Annotated in this window: 16 protein-coding genes; 1 reads left to right on the forward strand and 15 read right to left on the reverse strand. The window is 72.1% G+C overall.

Translation table 11 applies throughout. The annotated features are described in order from the left end of the window. The 15 genes from AB0O34_RS24385 to AB0O34_RS24455 form a co-directional block, all read right to left on the reverse strand. Window positions 1-433 (reverse strand): hypothetical protein (locus AB0O34_RS24385; RefSeq protein WP_363918961.1); only part of this gene is annotated, 433 nt, incomplete at its 3' end. Window positions 434-553: 120 nt separating this feature from the next. Continuing rightward, a complete protein-coding gene (locus AB0O34_RS24390) occupies window positions 554-1228 on the reverse strand; it encodes a GntR family transcriptional regulator (protein ID WP_363918963.1) in 675 nt (224 codons plus the stop codon). 49 nt (window positions 1229-1277) lie between these two features. Continuing rightward, window positions 1278-2219 (reverse strand): ornithine cyclodeaminase family protein, encoded by a 942-nt coding sequence (locus AB0O34_RS24395; RefSeq protein WP_363918965.1) that lies wholly within the window; start codon window positions 2217-2219, stop codon window positions 1278-1280. Continuing rightward, on the reverse strand, window positions 2216-3229 hold the full coding sequence (locus AB0O34_RS24400; RefSeq protein WP_363918967.1) for a proline racemase family protein: 1014 nt from the start codon (window positions 3227-3229) through the stop codon (window positions 2216-2218). The genes AB0O34_RS24395 and AB0O34_RS24400 overlap by 4 nt, the downstream gene beginning before the upstream one ends. A gap of 74 nt (window positions 3230-3303) precedes the next feature. Next, a complete protein-coding gene (locus tag AB0O34_RS24405; protein ID WP_363918969.1) occupies window positions 3304-4017 on the reverse strand; it encodes an ABC transporter ATP-binding protein in 714 nt (237 codons plus the stop codon). Further along, the gene (locus AB0O34_RS24410) at window positions 4004-4852 is read right to left on the reverse strand and encodes an ABC transporter ATP-binding protein (protein WP_363918971.1); all 849 of its coding nucleotides are present in this window, start codon (window positions 4850-4852) and stop codon (window positions 4004-4006) included. The genes AB0O34_RS24405 and AB0O34_RS24410 overlap by 14 nt, the downstream gene beginning before the upstream one ends. Next, on the reverse strand, window positions 4849-5817 hold the full coding sequence (locus AB0O34_RS24415; protein ID WP_363918973.1) for a branched-chain amino acid ABC transporter permease: 969 nt from the start codon (window positions 5815-5817) through the stop codon (window positions 4849-4851). The genes AB0O34_RS24410 and AB0O34_RS24415 overlap by 4 nt, the downstream gene beginning before the upstream one ends. Beyond that, the gene (locus AB0O34_RS24420; RefSeq protein WP_363918975.1) at window positions 5814-6707 is read right to left on the reverse strand and encodes a branched-chain amino acid ABC transporter permease; all 894 of its coding nucleotides are present in this window, start codon (window positions 6705-6707) and stop codon (window positions 5814-5816) included. The genes AB0O34_RS24415 and AB0O34_RS24420 overlap by 4 nt, the downstream gene beginning before the upstream one ends. A 40-nt stretch (window positions 6708-6747) precedes the next feature. Beyond that, window positions 6748-7911 (reverse strand): branched-chain amino acid ABC transporter substrate-binding protein, encoded by a 1164-nt coding sequence (locus AB0O34_RS24425; RefSeq protein ID WP_363918977.1) that lies wholly within the window; start codon window positions 7909-7911, stop codon window positions 6748-6750. Between the two features lie 174 nt (window positions 7912-8085). Further along, the gene (locus AB0O34_RS24430; RefSeq protein ID WP_363918978.1) at window positions 8086-9441 is read right to left on the reverse strand and encodes an aldehyde dehydrogenase family protein; all 1356 of its coding nucleotides are present in this window, start codon (window positions 9439-9441) and stop codon (window positions 8086-8088) included. A gap of 84 nt (window positions 9442-9525) precedes the next feature. Continuing rightward, window positions 9526-10527 carry a proline racemase family protein gene (locus AB0O34_RS24435; RefSeq protein ID WP_363919024.1) on the reverse strand — a complete coding sequence of 334 codons (1002 nt, stop codon included), beginning with the start codon at window positions 10525-10527 and terminating at the stop codon, window positions 9526-9528. A gap of 7 nt (window positions 10528-10534) precedes the next feature. Beyond that, window positions 10535-11428: a dihydrodipicolinate synthase family protein gene (locus AB0O34_RS24440; protein WP_363918980.1), complete on the reverse strand. Its 894-nt coding sequence runs from the start codon at window positions 11426-11428 to the stop codon at window positions 10535-10537. After that, window positions 11425-12831 (reverse strand): NAD(P)/FAD-dependent oxidoreductase, encoded by a 1407-nt coding sequence (locus AB0O34_RS24445; RefSeq protein ID WP_363918982.1) that lies wholly within the window; start codon window positions 12829-12831, stop codon window positions 11425-11427. Before AB0O34_RS24445 ends, AB0O34_RS24440 begins: the two co-directional genes overlap by 4 nt. 47 nt (window positions 12832-12878) lie before the next feature. Further along, window positions 12879-13181 (reverse strand): (2Fe-2S)-binding protein, encoded by a 303-nt coding sequence (locus AB0O34_RS24450; RefSeq protein ID WP_363918984.1) that lies wholly within the window; start codon window positions 13179-13181, stop codon window positions 12879-12881. Then, a complete protein-coding gene (locus tag AB0O34_RS24455) occupies window positions 13178-14314 on the reverse strand; it encodes an FAD-binding oxidoreductase (protein WP_363918986.1) in 1137 nt (378 codons plus the stop codon). Before AB0O34_RS24455 ends, AB0O34_RS24450 begins: the two co-directional genes overlap by 4 nt. A gap of 171 nt (window positions 14315-14485) precedes the next feature. On the opposite strand from AB0O34_RS24455, the gene AB0O34_RS24460 reads away from it, so the two are divergent. Beyond that, window positions 14486-15520, forward strand: coding sequence for a COX15/CtaA family protein (locus tag AB0O34_RS24460; RefSeq protein ID WP_363918988.1), 1035 nt, complete (start codon window positions 14486-14488; stop codon window positions 15518-15520). The last annotated feature ends 5 nt before the right edge of the window (window positions 15521-15525 follow it).

Genomic DNA, 15525 nt, shown 5'->3' on the forward strand with positions numbered 1-15525 from the left:
CGCTCACCACGGTTCGCCAGGTGTACCACCCGAAGCTCTTGCACTTCGCCCTCGGATGAGCTGTCCCGGCGCCCCAGAGAGTTTTCGTCTGCCGGCCGTCCCAGCCCCACGCGCGCTTCTGCTGCAGTTCGATCTCGATGAAGCCCCTGCCGACGCCCAGGCCGTTGCTGCAAGTGGCACCTCCCTGGCCCACCACGTGCCACTTTCCGCCGATCTTCTGACCGTAGGGCCTGCCGATCCACATGCAGGTGCCGAGCTGCCGCACTGACTGCGATCGAGACACCGTGCCCTGCACGGCCGCGTGACCGGCGCTCGTGCGGGTCTCGGGGGTTGCGGCGTTCGCCGGAGCGGTCGCCGTCGCCAGCATGCCGACGGAGGCGGTCGTGACGAGGGCCAACGACGCGGCCAGCGAGTAACGCGGGCGGATGGTCATGATCGTCTTCCTCTCTTGTCGTGCCTTGTGGTGCTCAGTGAGAGGAAGATAGGTCGGCTCGTGTTGAGGATTTGTCGAGGCAGTGCTTAGACCGGGCCTGGCACCAAGCGCCGGGTCGGGTCACTCGGGGCGGTCGGCCCAGATGCCGCGGATGTGTTGGATGTGGTGGTCCATGATGGTTCTGGCGGCGTCGGAGTCGCCCTGTACCAGGGCGTCGAGGATGGCGACGTGCTCGCGGGCGGAGTCGGCCAGGGTGCCCCGCTCCGACATCGACTTCAGGCCGTACAGCCGGGCGCGGTATCTCAGGTCGCGGGCGATCTCGACCAGATGCGCGTTCCCGGCGAGCGCGAGCAACTCCACGTGGAAGCGCAGGTCGGCGTTGACGTAGGCGAGCAGGTCGCCCCGCTCAGCCGCCGAGACGATCTCCTCGGCTACCGGCCGGAGCACCTCGAAGTCGTCCTTACGGGAGGCGTCGGCCAGGCGGGCCACGGTGGGCACCTCAAGGAGCTTGCGGATCTCGGTGAGCTCGTCCAGGTCGCGCTCCGACAGCTCGGTGACCCGGAACCCCTTGTTGGGCACCGCCTCGACCAGGCCTTCCTTGGCCAGGTCGAGCATCGCCTCGCGCACCGGGGTGGCCGACACGCCGAACTGCGCGGCCAGGACCGGTGCGGAGTAGACGATGCCCGGGCGCATCTCGGCGGCGACCAGCGCGTCACGCAGAGCCTGCGCCACCTGCTCGCGCAGGCTCTGGCGCCCGGCCATCACCGGCAGGTCGAGCCTGCCCTCCTCGCTCACGCCCCACCCCGCTCGGACCCGCTCGCCATGCCGGCATCCCCTCCCGGGCTCATCGGCCCGCCCACGCGTCGTGGGCGGTGGCCGCCACCACCAAATCCTCCCAGGCCATCCCCACGCTCTTGAACACGCGCGGCCCCGGGCCGGGCTGGACGGCGCCGTTCACCAGCTCCGCGAGGCCGCCCGCCAGGTGGCCCTCGCCGATCACCCCCGACCGGATCGCCATGATCACGTCCCCCGCCTCCGCCAGCGCGGCCGACCGGGACTCGACCACCACGGTGGCACGTGCCACAAGCCCACCGTCGATCTCGCGGGCGCCGGGCTCATGGGAGCCCACCGCGACGACGAGAGCACCGTCGGCGACCAGCGCGCCGGGGAACAGCGGCTCGCGCGCACTCGTGCAGCAGGCGATCACATCCGCCCCCGCCACGGCACCGGCCACCTCCACCGCGGGGACCACCTTCGCCGTCAGGCCGAGGGTGGAGCAGTGGGCGGCCAGGTCCTGTGCCCTGGCCAAGTTCCGGGCGACCACGGTGACGTGCTCGATCGGCCGTACGGCGCGGAACGCCTCGACGTGGCCCCATGCCTGCGGCCCGGCGCCGAAGACGGTGAGCGACCGCGCGTCCGGCCGCGCGAGGTGCCGTGCGGCGAGCGCGGAGACGGCCGGCGTGCGAAGCGAGGTGAGCGCGACGCCGTCCATGGAGGCCAGGGGTGTCAGGGTGGCGCCGTCGAGCAGCAGGTAGGTGCCCTGGATCCGGGGAAGCCCCCTGCCCGGGTTGGCCGGGGCGACGCTCGCCACCTTGATCCCCGCGTGGCGGCCGTACGCGGCGGGCATCAGCAGGAGCTGCCCGGCGGGCACGTCCACGACCGGGCGGCGCGGGCCCTCCTCCGGGTCGAGTCCGCCGAGGAGCGCCTCGGACAGCGCCCTGACGGCGTGCTCCATTGACACCAGACGCCTCAGGGTGTCCCCGTCGATATACGGCAGCGTGCTCATCGGAGCGTGAACCCCGGGCCGACGGGATCACGGGCGTCGAGGACGAACCGGTGCATTCCTGTGCGGTAGGCCATGCCGGTGATCTCGGGGATCACCGCGTCGCCGCGCACCTCTACGACCCGTCCGGTGAACGTGGTGCCGGCGATGCTCTCGTGCGTCAGCTCGCCGGTGAACCCGTCGGCGTGCAGCAGGGCGAGCCGCGCGGCCGTCCCGGAGCCGCATGGGGACCGGTCCACCTCGCCGTCCGCGAACACGGTGACGTTGCGCTGGCGCCCCGGGCCGAGCTCGTCGTAGAAGATCACTCCGTAGATCCCGGAGAGCCGGTCGTCGGTGGGATGCCTGGCGGCCGGGTGGTCTTTCAGGGATGCCTTGATCGCGCGCCCGAGGGCGATGAGGTGGGTCAGGTGACACGGTTCCACACTCAGCCCGAAGGCCGCGGCTGGGACCGATGCGTACATCGCCCCGCCGTAGGCGATGTCGACCGTTCCGTGGATGGCTCCCGAGGCGGCGGCGGGGATGGTTATCGGGATATTCCGGGCGGTGACGTGGGAGGGGACGTTGCGGAAGGTCACCGACTCGATCACCCCGGCCGAGCTGTGGACCCGGGCCGTGACCCTGCCCGAGGGCACGTCCACGACCACGTCGGTGTCCCCGGCGGGATCGGCGTCCACCAGGCCGGACTCCACCGCGTGGACGCCCAGCGCGATCGTGCCGTGTCCGCAGGCGGTGGAGTATCCGTCCTTGTGCCAGAACAGGACCCCCAGGTGGGCGCCCGCGTCGTCCGGTGGTACGAGGAAGCAGCCGTACATGTCGGCGTGGCCGCGCGGCTCGTGGCAGAGCAGCCTCCGTACGCGGTCGATCTCCGGTGTGGAGGCGTTCGTCCGGCGTTCCAGGACCGTCGCACCAGGGATGTCCGGAACCCCTGCCACGACGATCCGGAACGGCTCCCCACCGGTGTGGTAGTCGACCGTATGAACCTCGGCGCCCCCTCCCCAGGAGGTGTGGGCCACGGATCCACCGCCTGCAGGAACCTGGATGTCCCCGGCCCGAGGGGCGTGGGGTGCGGGTTCGGGTGCCGGGTTCATCAGACGCCGCCCAGGTAGGCCTCGACGACACGGGAGTCGCCGCGCAACTCGGCCGCGGAGCCGCCCAGCACGCACTCGCCGTTCTCGATCACGTACCCCCGGTGGGCGATCTTGAGCGCCGCCTTGGCGTTCTGCTCGACGAGCAGCACCGAGACGCCCTCGGCGTTCACCTCGCGGACCAGCTCCATGACGGAGGCGACCACCAGCGGCGCGAGGCCCATCGAGGGCTCGTCCAGGAGCAGCAGCCGTGGCCCGGAGACCAGGGCGCGGCCGATGGCGAGCATCTGCTGCTCGCCGCCGGACAGCGTGCCGCCCTGCTGCGACCGCCGTTCGGCCAGGCGCGGCAGCAGGGAGTACACCCGGGCGACCCGCTTGCGGATCTCGGCCTTGTCGCGGACCAGGTAGCCGCCGATCTGGAGGTTCTCGTGCACCGTAAGGGTGCTGAAGACCCGGCGTCCCTCGGGGACGTGCACCAGCCCGGCGCGGACGATCGCCTCGGGCCTTGCCCTCGTGACGTCCCGGCCGTCGAAGACGACCTTGCCGGAGGTCGGCCGTACGAGGCCGGACACGGCGGAGAGCGTGGTCGTCTTGCCGGCGCCGTTGTTGCCGAGCAGCGCGACGATCTCGCCTTCCCCGACGGTGAGCGACATCCCCCGCAGAGCGTGCACGCCGCCGTAGTGGACGTCGAGTGCCTCGACCTCAAGCGCCGTCATCGCGCCCTCCCCCCGCCTTGGTCCCCGCGTCGGTGTCCGTACGCGTCTCTGTGTACGCGTCGGCGTCGGCGTGCTCGTCGTCCTTGCCGAGGTAGGCCTCGATGACGGCGGGATCGCGGCGGACGTCCTCGGGGCGGCCGTCGGCGATCTCGCGGCCGAAGTTGAGCACGATCACACGCTCGGACACCTCCATGACGAGGCCCATGTCGTGCTCGATCAGCACGGTGGCGATGCCCAGCTCGCGGATCCGGCGGATCAGGCCCAGCATCTCGGTCTTCTCGCCGTGGTTGAGCCCGGCCGCCGGCTCGTCTAGCAGCAGCAGTTCCGGCCTGCGGGCCAGGGCTCGGGCGATCTCCACCCGGCGCTGCTCGCCGTACGGCAGGGAGCGCGCCTCGCCGAACCGGTCGCCGCGCAGGCCGACGAAGTCGAGCCAGTGGTGGGCCTGCTCGGTGCACTCGCGCTCGGTGCGGCGGTAGCGCGGGGTGTGCAGCAGCGCGTCGACGAAGCTCTGCCTGAGCCACAGGTGGGCTCCCGCGCGGACGTTGTCGAGCACGGACATCTCACCGAACAGCCGCAGGTTCTGGAACGTCCGTGCCACGCCGAGCCCGGCGATCCTGGACGGGCGCATGCCGGTGATCTCACGGCCCGACAGGACGATGCGCCCGGCGGTGGGCCGGTAGAAGCCGGTCACGCAGTTGAAGGCGGACGTCTTCCCCGCGCCGTTCGGCCCGATCACCGAGACGATCTCGGCCTCCCCGACCGTGAACGACAGGCCGTCGATGGCCAGCAGGCCACCGAAGGAGAGTCTCAGGTCCTCCACCGACAGCAGTGTCATGAGCCGGCCTCCCGGGAACGGTGTGGCCACAGGCCCTGCGGGCGGACCAGCATGACGATGATCAGCAGCACGCCGAAGGCGAAGAACCGGTAGTCGGCGAAGTCGCGCAGCATCTCGGGTAGCAGGCTGATCACGATGGCCCCGAGGACGACTCCCGGGGTCGACCCCATGCCGCCCAGCACCACGGCCATGAGCACGAGAGCCGACTGCAGGAACGTGAAGCTCCCTGGGGAGATCGCCGACAGCTGCCCGGCGAACAGCACTCCGGCCAGCCCGCCCCAGACCGCTCCGGCGATGTAGGCGGCGAGCTTGACCTTGTAGGTGTGCACGCCCATGGCCTCGGCGGCGTCCTCGTCCTCGCGGACGAACCGCCAGGCCCGCCCGAGCCGTGACCTGCCGAGCCGGGAGGCGCCGATGACGGCGATCGAGACGATCACCACGGTCAGGTAGTAGAAGACGACGGGGCTGCCGGTCAGGCCGGGGATGCCGTAGATCCCCGAGGGCCCGCCGGTGACGTCCAGGTTGTTGGCGGTGATGCGGATGATCTCGCCGAAGCCCAGCGTGACGATGGCCAGGTAGTCGCTGCGCAGCCGCAGTGTCGGGGCGCCGATCACGATGCCCGCGACGACGGTGACCACGATGACGGCGGGCACGGTCGCCATCATCGGGAGATCGAACCGGGTGCTCAGCACGCCGCTGGTGTACGCGCCGACGGCGAAGAAGGCGACGTACCCGAGGTCGAGCAGCCCGCAGAAGCCGACCACGATGTTCAGCCCCGAGGCCAGCATCACGAAGATGGCCGCGCTGGTCATGACCGACAGGGCGTACGGCGTGGCGATCACGAACGGGGCGAGCACCGCGACGCCCAGCCCGGCCAGCCCGGCCCACTTGCTGTCGAGGAGCCGCGAGGCCGCGCGGCCGAGCAAGGTGCCTTTCCCGGCGCGCGTCCCGCTCCGGGCCGTCACACGCGCTCCGTCACGCGCTCGCCGAGCAGCCCGGTCGGCCGTACGGACAGGAACAGGATGAGCACCCCGAACGCGAACACGTCACGCCACTCGCCGCCTAGCCAGTACGTGCCGAAGGACTCCAGCAGCCCGAGCAGCAGGCCGCCCAGCATGGTGCCGGGGATGTTGCCGATGCCGCCGATGACCGCCGAGGTGAACGCCTTGAGCCCGATGAGGAAGCCCATCAGGAAGTCGATCTTCCCGTAGTAGGCCCCGGCCATCACCCCGGCCGCGCCCGCGAGGGCGGAGCCGAGGAAGAAGGTGCGGGAGATGACCGCGTTCACGTTGATGCCCATGAGCGCGCTCGTACGGGGGTCCAGGGCGATGGCCCGCATGGCCCGGCCCTCGCGGGTCCGGGTGACCAGAAGGTTCAGCCCGGCCATGAGGGCGACGGCCACGATGATGAGCGCGATCTGCTGGAGCGTGACCCGCGCGCCCAGCACCTCGACGGAGGTGCCGCCGAGCCGCAGCGGGTAGACCTGCGGGTCGGCCCCGGCGGCGGCGCGCATCCCGTACTCCAGCGCGAAGGAGGCGCCGACCGCGGTGATGAGCAGGGAGAGCCGGGGCGCGTTGCGCAGCGGGCGGTAGGCGACGCGTTCGAGCACGACGCCGCTCAGGCCGGTGACGCCCATCGTGACGACGAGCACGCCGAGCAGCGCCGGCAGCGCCATGCCCGGGGAGACGCCGCCCACCGCGCCGAGGATCGCGAAGCCGGTGAAGGCGCCGAGCATGTAGATGTCGCCGTGGGCGAAGTTGAGCAGTTTCATGATCCCGTAGACCATGCTGTAGCCCAGCGCCACCAGCGCGTAGAACGAGCCGACGAACAGGCCGTTCCAGATCAGCTGTGACATTTCAGGTTTCCTTCGGACCCCGCGAGGCCGGCGCGCGGGGTCACTTGAGCGCGTCCTGGAGGGCGAACTTCCCGGACTTGAGCACCAGGATCTGAAAGCCGCCGGTGGACAGGGTGTGGTCGGGGGTGAACTTGAGCGGGCCGGAGAACATCTGGAACCCGCTGATCCCCTCAAGCGCGGTGGTGACCTTCGCGCCGTCGGTGGACCCGGCCTGCTTGACGGCCTCGGCGGCCAGCCGCACGGCGTCGTAGGCCTGGTTGGAGTACGGGCCGGGGGCGGAGCCGAACTTCTTCGTGTAGTCGGCGATCCAGGTCTGCGCGCCCTGGAGGGTGTCGGGGGTCTGGGTCATCGTGGCGTACACGCCCTCGCCCGCCTCGGCGCCGGCGATCTGCGCGAGCTTCTCCGACACCGAGCCGTCGCCGACCATGATGCCGCCCTTGTACCCGGCCTGGCGCAGCTGCCGGGTGATCAGGCCGCCCTCCTGGAAGTAGCCGGTCCAGTAGACGAAGTCCGGCTTCTTGGCGAGGATGTTGTTGATGTTCGCGCTGTAGTCGCTCTCCTTGGGCGTCACCGCCTCCACGATGGCGGTGTCGGGGCCGCCGGGCTGGTCGAGGAGCGCCTGCGTGCGGACGGCGATGTCCTTGGAGTAGCTGGTGTTGTCGTGCACCAGCGCCACGCTCCGGGCCCCCTGCTTGGTGATCCACGCCATGGCGGCGGCGGCCTGCTGCGTGCCGGTGCCGTTGATCAGGAAGACGTGCTTGAGGTGCTGATCGACCAGTTCCTGCGAGTTGGCCGCAGGGATGATCATCGGGATGTTCGCCTTGCCGAAGACGGGCAGGGTGGGGAGCGTGGCGCCCGAGCAGTAGCCGCCCACCGAGATCTTCACGCCCTCTGTGACGAGCTTGTTGGCGCCCGAGACGGCCGTCTGGGCGTCACAGGCGTCGTCGGCGACCTTGAGTTCGAGCTTGCGGCCGAGCACGCCGCCCTTGCCGTTGATCTCGTCCACCGCGAGTTGCGCGGCGTTCTTCATGTACGGGCCGATGGCCGCCTCGCTGCCCGACTGCGGGATCAGCATCCCGAGGGTGATCGGCCCCTTGTCCTCTGCGGTGTCGGAGCCGCCGAGGAGGCCCTGGCCGCAGCCCGCCGTCAGCATGCCCACGGCCGCCGCCAGCGACCAGATCACGGCTACACGCGATTTGCCCATCGTGCATCTCCTAGCGAAACAGCGTCGTCTCAGCATGGTGTGTGACATTGCACATGCACCCAAAGTCGGCGTCAAGGTCCGAGATCAGACCGTTAGAAGGCCGGTACAGCTCTGACGACACCCCGTGCCGCGCTGTGAGAACGGGCACGGGGACGCCTGGCCACAGGGTCGGGCTCAGCGCCCGGCGGGGGCCAGGGCGACGGTGTGGGTGGAGGTGTAGAACTCCTGGGCGGCCTTGCCCTGCTCGCGCGGGCCGTAGCTGGAGTCCTTCTCGCCGCCGAACGGCAGGTAGAAGTCCACGCCGCTCGTCGGGCTGTTGACCTTCACCAGCCCGGTGTCCAGCCGCGCCGAGACGTCGAGCGCCCGGTCGAGGTCGCGCGTGTACACCGCGGAGGCCAGGCCGTAGCGCACGCCGTTGGCCAGGGCGACCGCCTCGTCCACCGAGCCCGCGTCCTGCACCAGGCAGATGGGCCCGAAGACCTCGTCGCGGGCGAGCACGTGGCCGGCGGGGACGCCGTCCACCAGCGTGGGGGCGGCGAACCACCCCTCCCGGTCGAGCGCCTCGCCTCCGGTGAGCACCCGTCCGCCGGCCGCCGCCGACACCACCCGGTCGCGGGCGGCCTCCTCGATCAGCGGCCCGACAGCCGTACCGGGGTCGGCCGGGTCGCCCACGCCGAGCTTGGCGACGGCGGCGACCAGCGCCTCGCGCACCTCGGCGGCGTTGCCCACGGTGATGACGCGCTTGGTCGCGGTGCACTTCTGCCCGGCGTACCCGAACGCCGCGGCGGCGATCTGCGCGGCGGCGGCCGGAAGGTTGGCGTCGTCGAGCACGATGCTGGCGTTCTGCCCGCCCATCTCGGCCTGGACCTGCACGCCCCTGCCGGCCGCGGCCACGCTTACCTTGCGGCCCACCGCGGCCGACCCGGTGAAGGAGACCACGTCGGCGGCCTCGATCAGCGCCGCGCCCTCCTCGGCGTCGCCGGGGACGACCTGGAACAGGTCGCCGGGCAGGCCCATCAACTCGGCCAGGCGCAGCGCGCAGCCGAGCGCCTGCGGGGCGGGCTTGAGGACGACGGCGTTGCCGAAGGCGAGGGCGGGCGCGGCCTTCCACAGGGGGATGGCCAGCGGGAAGTTCCACGGGGTGATCAGCCCGGCCACGCCGCGCGGGCGCCTGCGGGTGTAGGCGAGCCCGGCGCCCGAGGGCTCGTGCATCGCGCCGATCGGGTCGAAGACCTGCTGGGAGTAGTAGCGCAGGATCGCGACCGACCGCGCCACCTCGCCGGCCGCCTCGGTGACCGGCTTGCCGACCTCGCGGACGATGAGCGAGCCGAGCTCGTCGCTCGCGGCGGCCACCGCCTCGGCCGCCTCGGCCAGCGCGGTCGCGCGCCGCGAGACGTTCGCCCCGGCCCACGGCCCCTGCGCGGCCCTCGCCCGGGTCACCGCCTCGGCGACGCCCGCTCCTCCGGCGGCCGTGGCGCTCGCGACCACGTCGGCCGGGTTCTGGGGGGACCGGCTCTCGACAACGCTCATCGTGAATCCCTCTCGAACTTCGGGGTGGGACAGCCAAGTATCCCGCTACACGGAACCATAATCCACGTCATGGACCACTGGGTGTCACAGGAGGAACCCCTCGGGGAAGGGGTCGGTGGGGTCAAGGAAGTGCTGCGCCGTGCCCGTCACCCAGGCCCTGCCCGTGATCGTCGGGACCACCGCCGCGTGCCCCGCCACCTCGGCGCGCTCGATCAGCCGCCCGGTGAACCGGGTGCCGATGAACGACTCGTTGACGAAGTCCTCCCCCAGCCCCAGCTCGCCCCTCGCGTGGAGCTGCGCCATGCGGGCACTGGTCCCCGTGCCGCAGGGCGAGCGGTCGAACCATCCGGGGTGGATGGCCATCGCGTGCCGCGACAGCCGGGCGTCCGAGCCGGGGGCGACGAACTGGACGTGGTGGCAGCCCCGGATCCCCGGGTCCAGCGGATGCACCGGCTCGTCCGCCTCGTTGATCGCCGCCGAGATCGCGAGGCCCGCGTCGAGGATCCGCTGGCCCTGCGAGCGGTCGAACGCCAGCCCGACCGACTCGATCGGCAGGATGGCGTAGAAGTTGCCGCCGTACGCCAGGTCGTACGTCACCTCGCCGAGGCCCGGCACCTTGACCGTGCGGTCGAGCCCGGCGCTGAAGGAGGGCACGTTCTGGATCGTCACCGACCTGGCCGCGCCGTCCTCCACCCGCACCGAGGCGACGACCAGGCCGGCGGGCGTGTCGAGCCGCACGGTCGTGACGGGCTCGACGACCTCGACCATCCCGGTCTCCACCAGCACCGTCGCCACCCCGATGGTGCCGTGGCCGCACATCGGCAGGCAGCCGGACACCTCGATGTAGAGCACGCCGAAGTCGGCGTCCGGGCGGGTCGGGGGCTGCAGGATCGCGCCGCTCATCGCCGAGTGGCCGTGCGGCTCGTACATCAGCAGCTTGCGGATGTGGTCGAGGTTCGCCAGGAAGTACTCCCTGCGCTCGGCCATGCTCGCACCGGGGATGACGCCGACTCCCCCGGTGACGACCCGGGTGGGCATCCCCTGGGTGTGCGAGTCGACCACATGGAAGATCTTCTTGGTCCTCACCGTCACCTCACCGCACCCCTTCGGCCAGCGCCTTCTCTGTGGCCGCGCGGACCGCGGCCTCGTGCTCGGGCGACAGCGGCACGCGCGGCTGCCTGCACGGGCCGCCGTACCGGCCGGCGAGGTCCATCGACAGCTTGATGGCCTGCACGAACTCGGTCTTGGCGTCCCAGCGCAGCAGCGGGTGCAGCGTACGGTACAGCGGCAACGCGGTGGCGACGTCCCCCTCCACGGCCGCGCGGAACAGGGCCGCGCAGGAGGCGGGAACCGCGTTCGGGAACCCGGCCACCCAGCCCACGGCCCCGGCGATGGCCAGCTCCAGCACCACGTCGTCCGAGCCGACCAGCACGTCCAGGCCGGGGGCCAGCTCCGCGATCTCGTACGCCCGCCGCACGTCCCCGGTGAACTCCTTCACCCCGACGATCAGCCCCTCGTCGTACAGCTTCGCCAGCAGCGAGGGCACGAGGTCGACCTTGGTGTCGTACGGGTTGTTGTACGCCACGACGGGAAGGCCCGCCTTGGCGACCTCGCGGTAGTGGGCGAGCACCGCGCGCTCGTCGGCGCGGTAGGCGTTGGGCGGGAGCAGCATCACGACCTGGCAGCCCGCGTCCCGGGCATGCTCGGCCCAGCGGCGGGACTCGGCCGCGCCGTACGCCGCGACGCCGGGCATCACGCGGTCGCCGCCGACCGCCGCGACGGCCGTCTCCACGACGCGGGCGCGCTCCCGCGGGGTGAGCGTCTGGTACTCCCCGAGCGAGCCGTTGGGCACCACGCCGTCGCAGCCCTGCTCGACCAGCCATCGGCAGTGCGCGGCGTAGCCCTCCTCGTCGACGGTCAGGTCCTCGCGCAGCGGCAGCGCCGTCGCCACCATCACTCCGTGCCAGGGCTTCTCTCGGGTCGTCATCGGGGGTCCTCTCCTTCTTGGTCTCCTGCGAGATCGCCGAGCCGTACGGGCTGGGCGATCGGCCGGCGTGGCGGCAGGGGCTCCTCGCCCGCCAGGCACGCCACGGCGTAGCCGCAGACGCGGCCCTGGCACCAGCCCATCCCTGGGCGGGCCAGCAGTTTCAGCGAGCGGGCGTCGGAGGCGCCGAGTTCCCTGGCGTCCTTGATCCGCGCGTACGGGACTTCCTCGCAGCGGCAGATCAGCGTGTCGTCGCGCAGCCAGCCCATCCAGCCGTCGCGCACGGGGTAGGCGGCCTGGAGGGCCCTGCCGAACGCGGCGAGCCTGGCCCGCCTCCTCGCCAGTCCGGGCGCCCGGTCCACCTGGCGGCCGAGGTCGGCGGCGACCGCGCGTCCGGCGATCCAGCCCTCGACCTCCGCCAGCTCGGCTCCGCCGACACCCGTCGGCTCGCCGGCCGCGTAGACGCCGGGCACGCTGGTCCGCATCCCCTCGTCCACGGCGACGACCGGGCCGCCGTCCCCGCCGGTCCCTGTCGCGCAGCCGAGCTGCGTCGCGAGCTCGATCTGGGGGACGAAGCCGTATCCGACGGCGAGCGCGTCGCACTCGATCGTCCGCAACGGCCCGGGAACCCAGTCACGGTCCACTTTCGCCACGGTGACGTGCGTCAGCTCGTTCTCCCCGTGCGCGGCGACCACGGCGTGGCCGCCCGCGTACGGGACCCGGTGCCTGGCCAGGCGGTAGCCGTACCCGGCGCCCTCCGCGAGCTTGCCCGGATGGGCGATCAGGGTGGAGGCGAGGCCGAACCTGCCGTTGGCCTCGAAGACCCCGGCGACGTGCGCGCCCGCGCCGGCCAGCCCGGCCGCGACGGGAAGCAGGAAGGGCCCGGTGCCCGCGACGACGACCCTGCGCCCGGCCACCACGAGGTCGCCCTTGAGCAGCGCCTGCGCGCCTCCGGCCGTGAACACGCCGGGAAGGTCCCAGCCGGGGAACGGGAGCGGGCGGTCGTGCGCGCCGGTCGCGATGACCAGCCGCCGGGCGAGAACGGTCTCGCGCCGCTCGTCCCTGGCGCCCGCCAGGCAGTGGACGGCCACCCCGGCGTCCTCCTCCGCGGCGATGGCCTTCTCGGACGCGTCGCCGGTGAGCTTCTCGACCGCCCAGACCCGGTGGCCGAGGCGGATCTCCACGCCGTGCGCTTTGAGGGCGTCCGCGAGCCGGGTGAACCGCGCGAACCCGTGGTGGAGCGCCCCCGGCCTGCGGGCGCGGAAGCCCTCGGGCGGGTGCCGGTAGTACTGGCCGCCGAGCCGCGCCCCCGAGTCGATCAGCGCGACGCTCAGCCCTGCCCGTGCGGCGGCGACGGCCGCCGCCATCCCGGCGGGACCGGCCCCGACGACGGCGAGATCCTTCAACGCACTCCCATCGGGACGTCGGCCGGGTGCGTGCTCACGCCGGTCACTCATGCGGTCGTGACCTTGTCTCCGGGTCGCGCCTCGGTCTGGCAGGCGCGCAAGGACGCCTCGCCGTTGACGGTGACCAGGCAGTCGAAGCACACGCCGATGCCGCAGAACAGGCCACGGGGACGCCCGCCCATCCGGGTCGTACGCCATGATTTGATGCCGTTGGAGTACAGGACCGCGCCGATCGTCTGGCCCGGCACCGCCGAGACCGGGCGACCGTCCACGCTGATGTCGAAGCCCGGCTCCGGCCGCGCTCCCACGAGGTGGCCGGCGTGCGGGGGGCGTTCTGGCGAGGGGTTCACGCCGCGAACCTTTCCGGGCGGAAGGGGCTCAGGTCCAGCTCGGGGGCCGCGCCCGCGAGCAGCCCGGCGATCAGGTGGCCGGTCGCGGGGGCCAGGCCGATGCCCGCGCCCTCGTGACCGCACGCGTGATACAGGCCGGGCGCGCGGGGGTCGGCGCCGATCACGGGAAGGTGGTCGGGGCAGTACGGCCGGAAGCCGCAGTAGGTCCTGATCACCCTGCGGTCGGCGAGCACGGGGAACAGCGCGACGGCCTGGCGGGCGAGCGCCTCGATCACCGGGATCGACAGCGTGCGGTCGAAGCCCACCCGCTCGCGGCTCGCGCCGATGAGCACGGTGCCCGAGGGGGTGCCCTCGATCACCGCGCTGGTCGAGAGCCCGGCGGAGTCGCTCGCCACGTCGGTGACGTAGGCGGCGGTATAGACCTTGTGCCTGATGAGCGGCACGCCGAGGCGTCCGGAGACGGGCTCGGTGACCAGGATGAAGCCGCGGCGCGGCAGCACCGGCAGGTCGAGGCCGGCCAGCGCGGCGAGCTCGCCGCTCCAGGTGCCGGCGGCGTTCACCACGGCGCCCGCAGGGATGTCCCCGCCGGTGGTACGGACGCCGGTCACCCGGTCGCCGTCGCGCAGGAAGCCGGTGACGGTCACTTCCGTGCGCAGGGCGACGCCGGGGGCGTGCTGGAGGAGCCTGGCCGCGGCGAGCATGGGCTGCACCTGGGCGTCCTGCGGGTAGAAGACCGCGCCCGCCAGGTCCCGCGTCAGGTGGGGCTCGTATCCGGGCACGTCGCCCGGGGCCACGGGCGCGTGCTCCACGCCCCGGCCGGCCTGTCCCTTGGCGAGCGCGGTGAGCGCTTCCAGCACCCCGGCGGTCTCTGCGACGACCAGGCCGCCCTTGGGCTCGAACTCGAAGCCGCCGAGGACGGCGAGCTCGCGCCAGAGGCGGTTGGACAGCAGGGCCAGCTCCAGCTCGGGACCGGGCTCCTTGTCGGAGACCAGGATGTTGCCCTCACCCGCTCCGGTGGTGCCCCCCGCGACCCCTCCGCGGTCGACCACGGTGACGGCCATGCCCGCCCTCGCGGCGAAGTACGCGCACGCCGCCCCGACGACGCCGGCTCCGATCACCACGACGTCGGCCATTCTCACCCCCCACGCCCGTTCCCTCGACCCGTCAGTAATATGTCACATATCCAAGGGGGCAATCAATCCTGGTTTCCGAGGTTTCAGTGCCGTACCCGTCATATGTCACATTCGCACCAGAGCGGAGGGCTACGGACGGGGGCGGCGGTATGGCCGCCTACGATGTGTGCCGTGACCGCAGCAGACCACCCCCAGAGCCGCGCCGGGGAAACGCGGCCGCGCGCCTTCCTCGACCAGCTCAGGAGCCGCGCGCTCGACCTCTTCCACTCCGCGTGGTCCCCGACCCCGTTCACCGTCAGGCGGTGGGCGCTGGCCAGTGTGGTCGTCAACGCCGGCATCACCGTGACGGGCGCGGCCGTGCGGCTCACGGATTCGGGGCTCGGCTGTCCCACCTGGCCCCGGTGCACCCCCGGCAGCTTCGTGCCCACCGCGCATGACGCGCACGCGCCGGTGAACATGGCGATCGAGTTCGGCAACCGGCTGCTGACCTTCCTGGTCCTCGCCGTCGGCGTCGCCTGCGTGGTCGCCGTGCTCCGCGTCACACCCCGCCGCTCCAGCCTGGTGCGCCTGGCCTGGACCCAGCCGATCGGCGTCGCCGTCCAGGCGCTGTGGGGGGGCCTGGTCGTGCACACGCTCCTCAATCCGGTCACGGTCAGCGTCCACTTCGTGGTGTCCATCGGCATGATCCTCGCCGCGTTCGCGCTCTACGCCCGTTCGGGAGAGGGCGACGCCCCGCCCAGGAGGCTGGTCCACCGCGACATCCGCACGCTGGGCTTCTTCCTGGTCGCCGCCGTCTTCGTGCTGATCATCGCGGGCGTGGTGGTCACGGGCACCGGGCCGCACTCGGGCGACGAGGCCGCCCCACGGTTCGACTTCGACATCCAGGCCGTGGTCCAGGTGCACGCGGACGCCGTCTGGATCGTTATCGGGCTGACGTTCGCGCTGCTGTTCGCCCTGCACGTCACCGACTCCCCCGGCCGGGCGCGGCGCGGGGCGCTGGTCCTGCTCGGGGTCGAGCTGGCCCAGGGCGTGATCGGCTACGTGCAGTACTTCCTGGCCGTGCCCGCGATCCTCGTCGGCCTGCACGTGCTCGGGGCCACGCTCGTCTGGATCGCGACCCTGCGGGTGGTCTTCCTCATGCGCTCACGCGGTCCGGGGGACACGATCGCGTCCGGCCACAACGAACTGGACGTCGTCGGCGTCTAACGGTT

It is taken from the genome of Sphaerisporangium sp. NPDC088356 (assembly GCF_040685555.1).
In the GTDB taxonomy this organism is placed as follows: Bacteria; Actinomycetota; Actinomycetes; order Streptosporangiales; family Streptosporangiaceae; genus Sphaerisporangium.

Bases quoted from the DNA above. Each gene is read 5' to 3' on its own strand.
- AB0O34_RS24455 (WP_363918986.1), bottom strand. From the start codon at position 14,314: ATGGCCGACGTCGTGGTGATCGGAGCCGGCGTCGTCGGGGCGGCGTGC.
- AB0O34_RS24420 (WP_363918975.1), bottom strand. From the start codon at position 6,707: ATGTCACAGCTGATCTGGAACGGCCTGTTCGTCGGCTCGTTCTACGCG.
- AB0O34_RS24425 (WP_363918977.1), bottom strand. From the start codon at position 7,911: ATGGGCAAATCGCGTGTAGCCGTGATCTGGTCGCTGGCGGCGGCCGTG.
- AB0O34_RS24410 (WP_363918971.1), bottom strand. From the start codon at position 4,852: ATGACACTGCTGTCGGTGGAGGACCTGAGACTCTCCTTCGGTGGCCTG.
- AB0O34_RS24405 (WP_363918969.1), bottom strand. From the start codon at position 4,017: ATGACGGCGCTTGAGGTCGAGGCACTCGACGTCCACTACGGCGGCGTG.
- AB0O34_RS24395 (WP_363918965.1), bottom strand. From the start codon at position 2,219: ATGAGCACGCTGCCGTATATCGACGGGGACACCCTGAGGCGTCTGGTG.
- AB0O34_RS24440 (WP_363918980.1), bottom strand. From the start codon at position 11,428: ATGACGACCCGAGAGAAGCCCTGGCACGGAGTGATGGTGGCGACGGCG.
- AB0O34_RS24430 (WP_363918978.1), bottom strand. From the start codon at position 9,441: ATGAGCGTTGTCGAGAGCCGGTCCCCCCAGAACCCGGCCGACGTGGTC.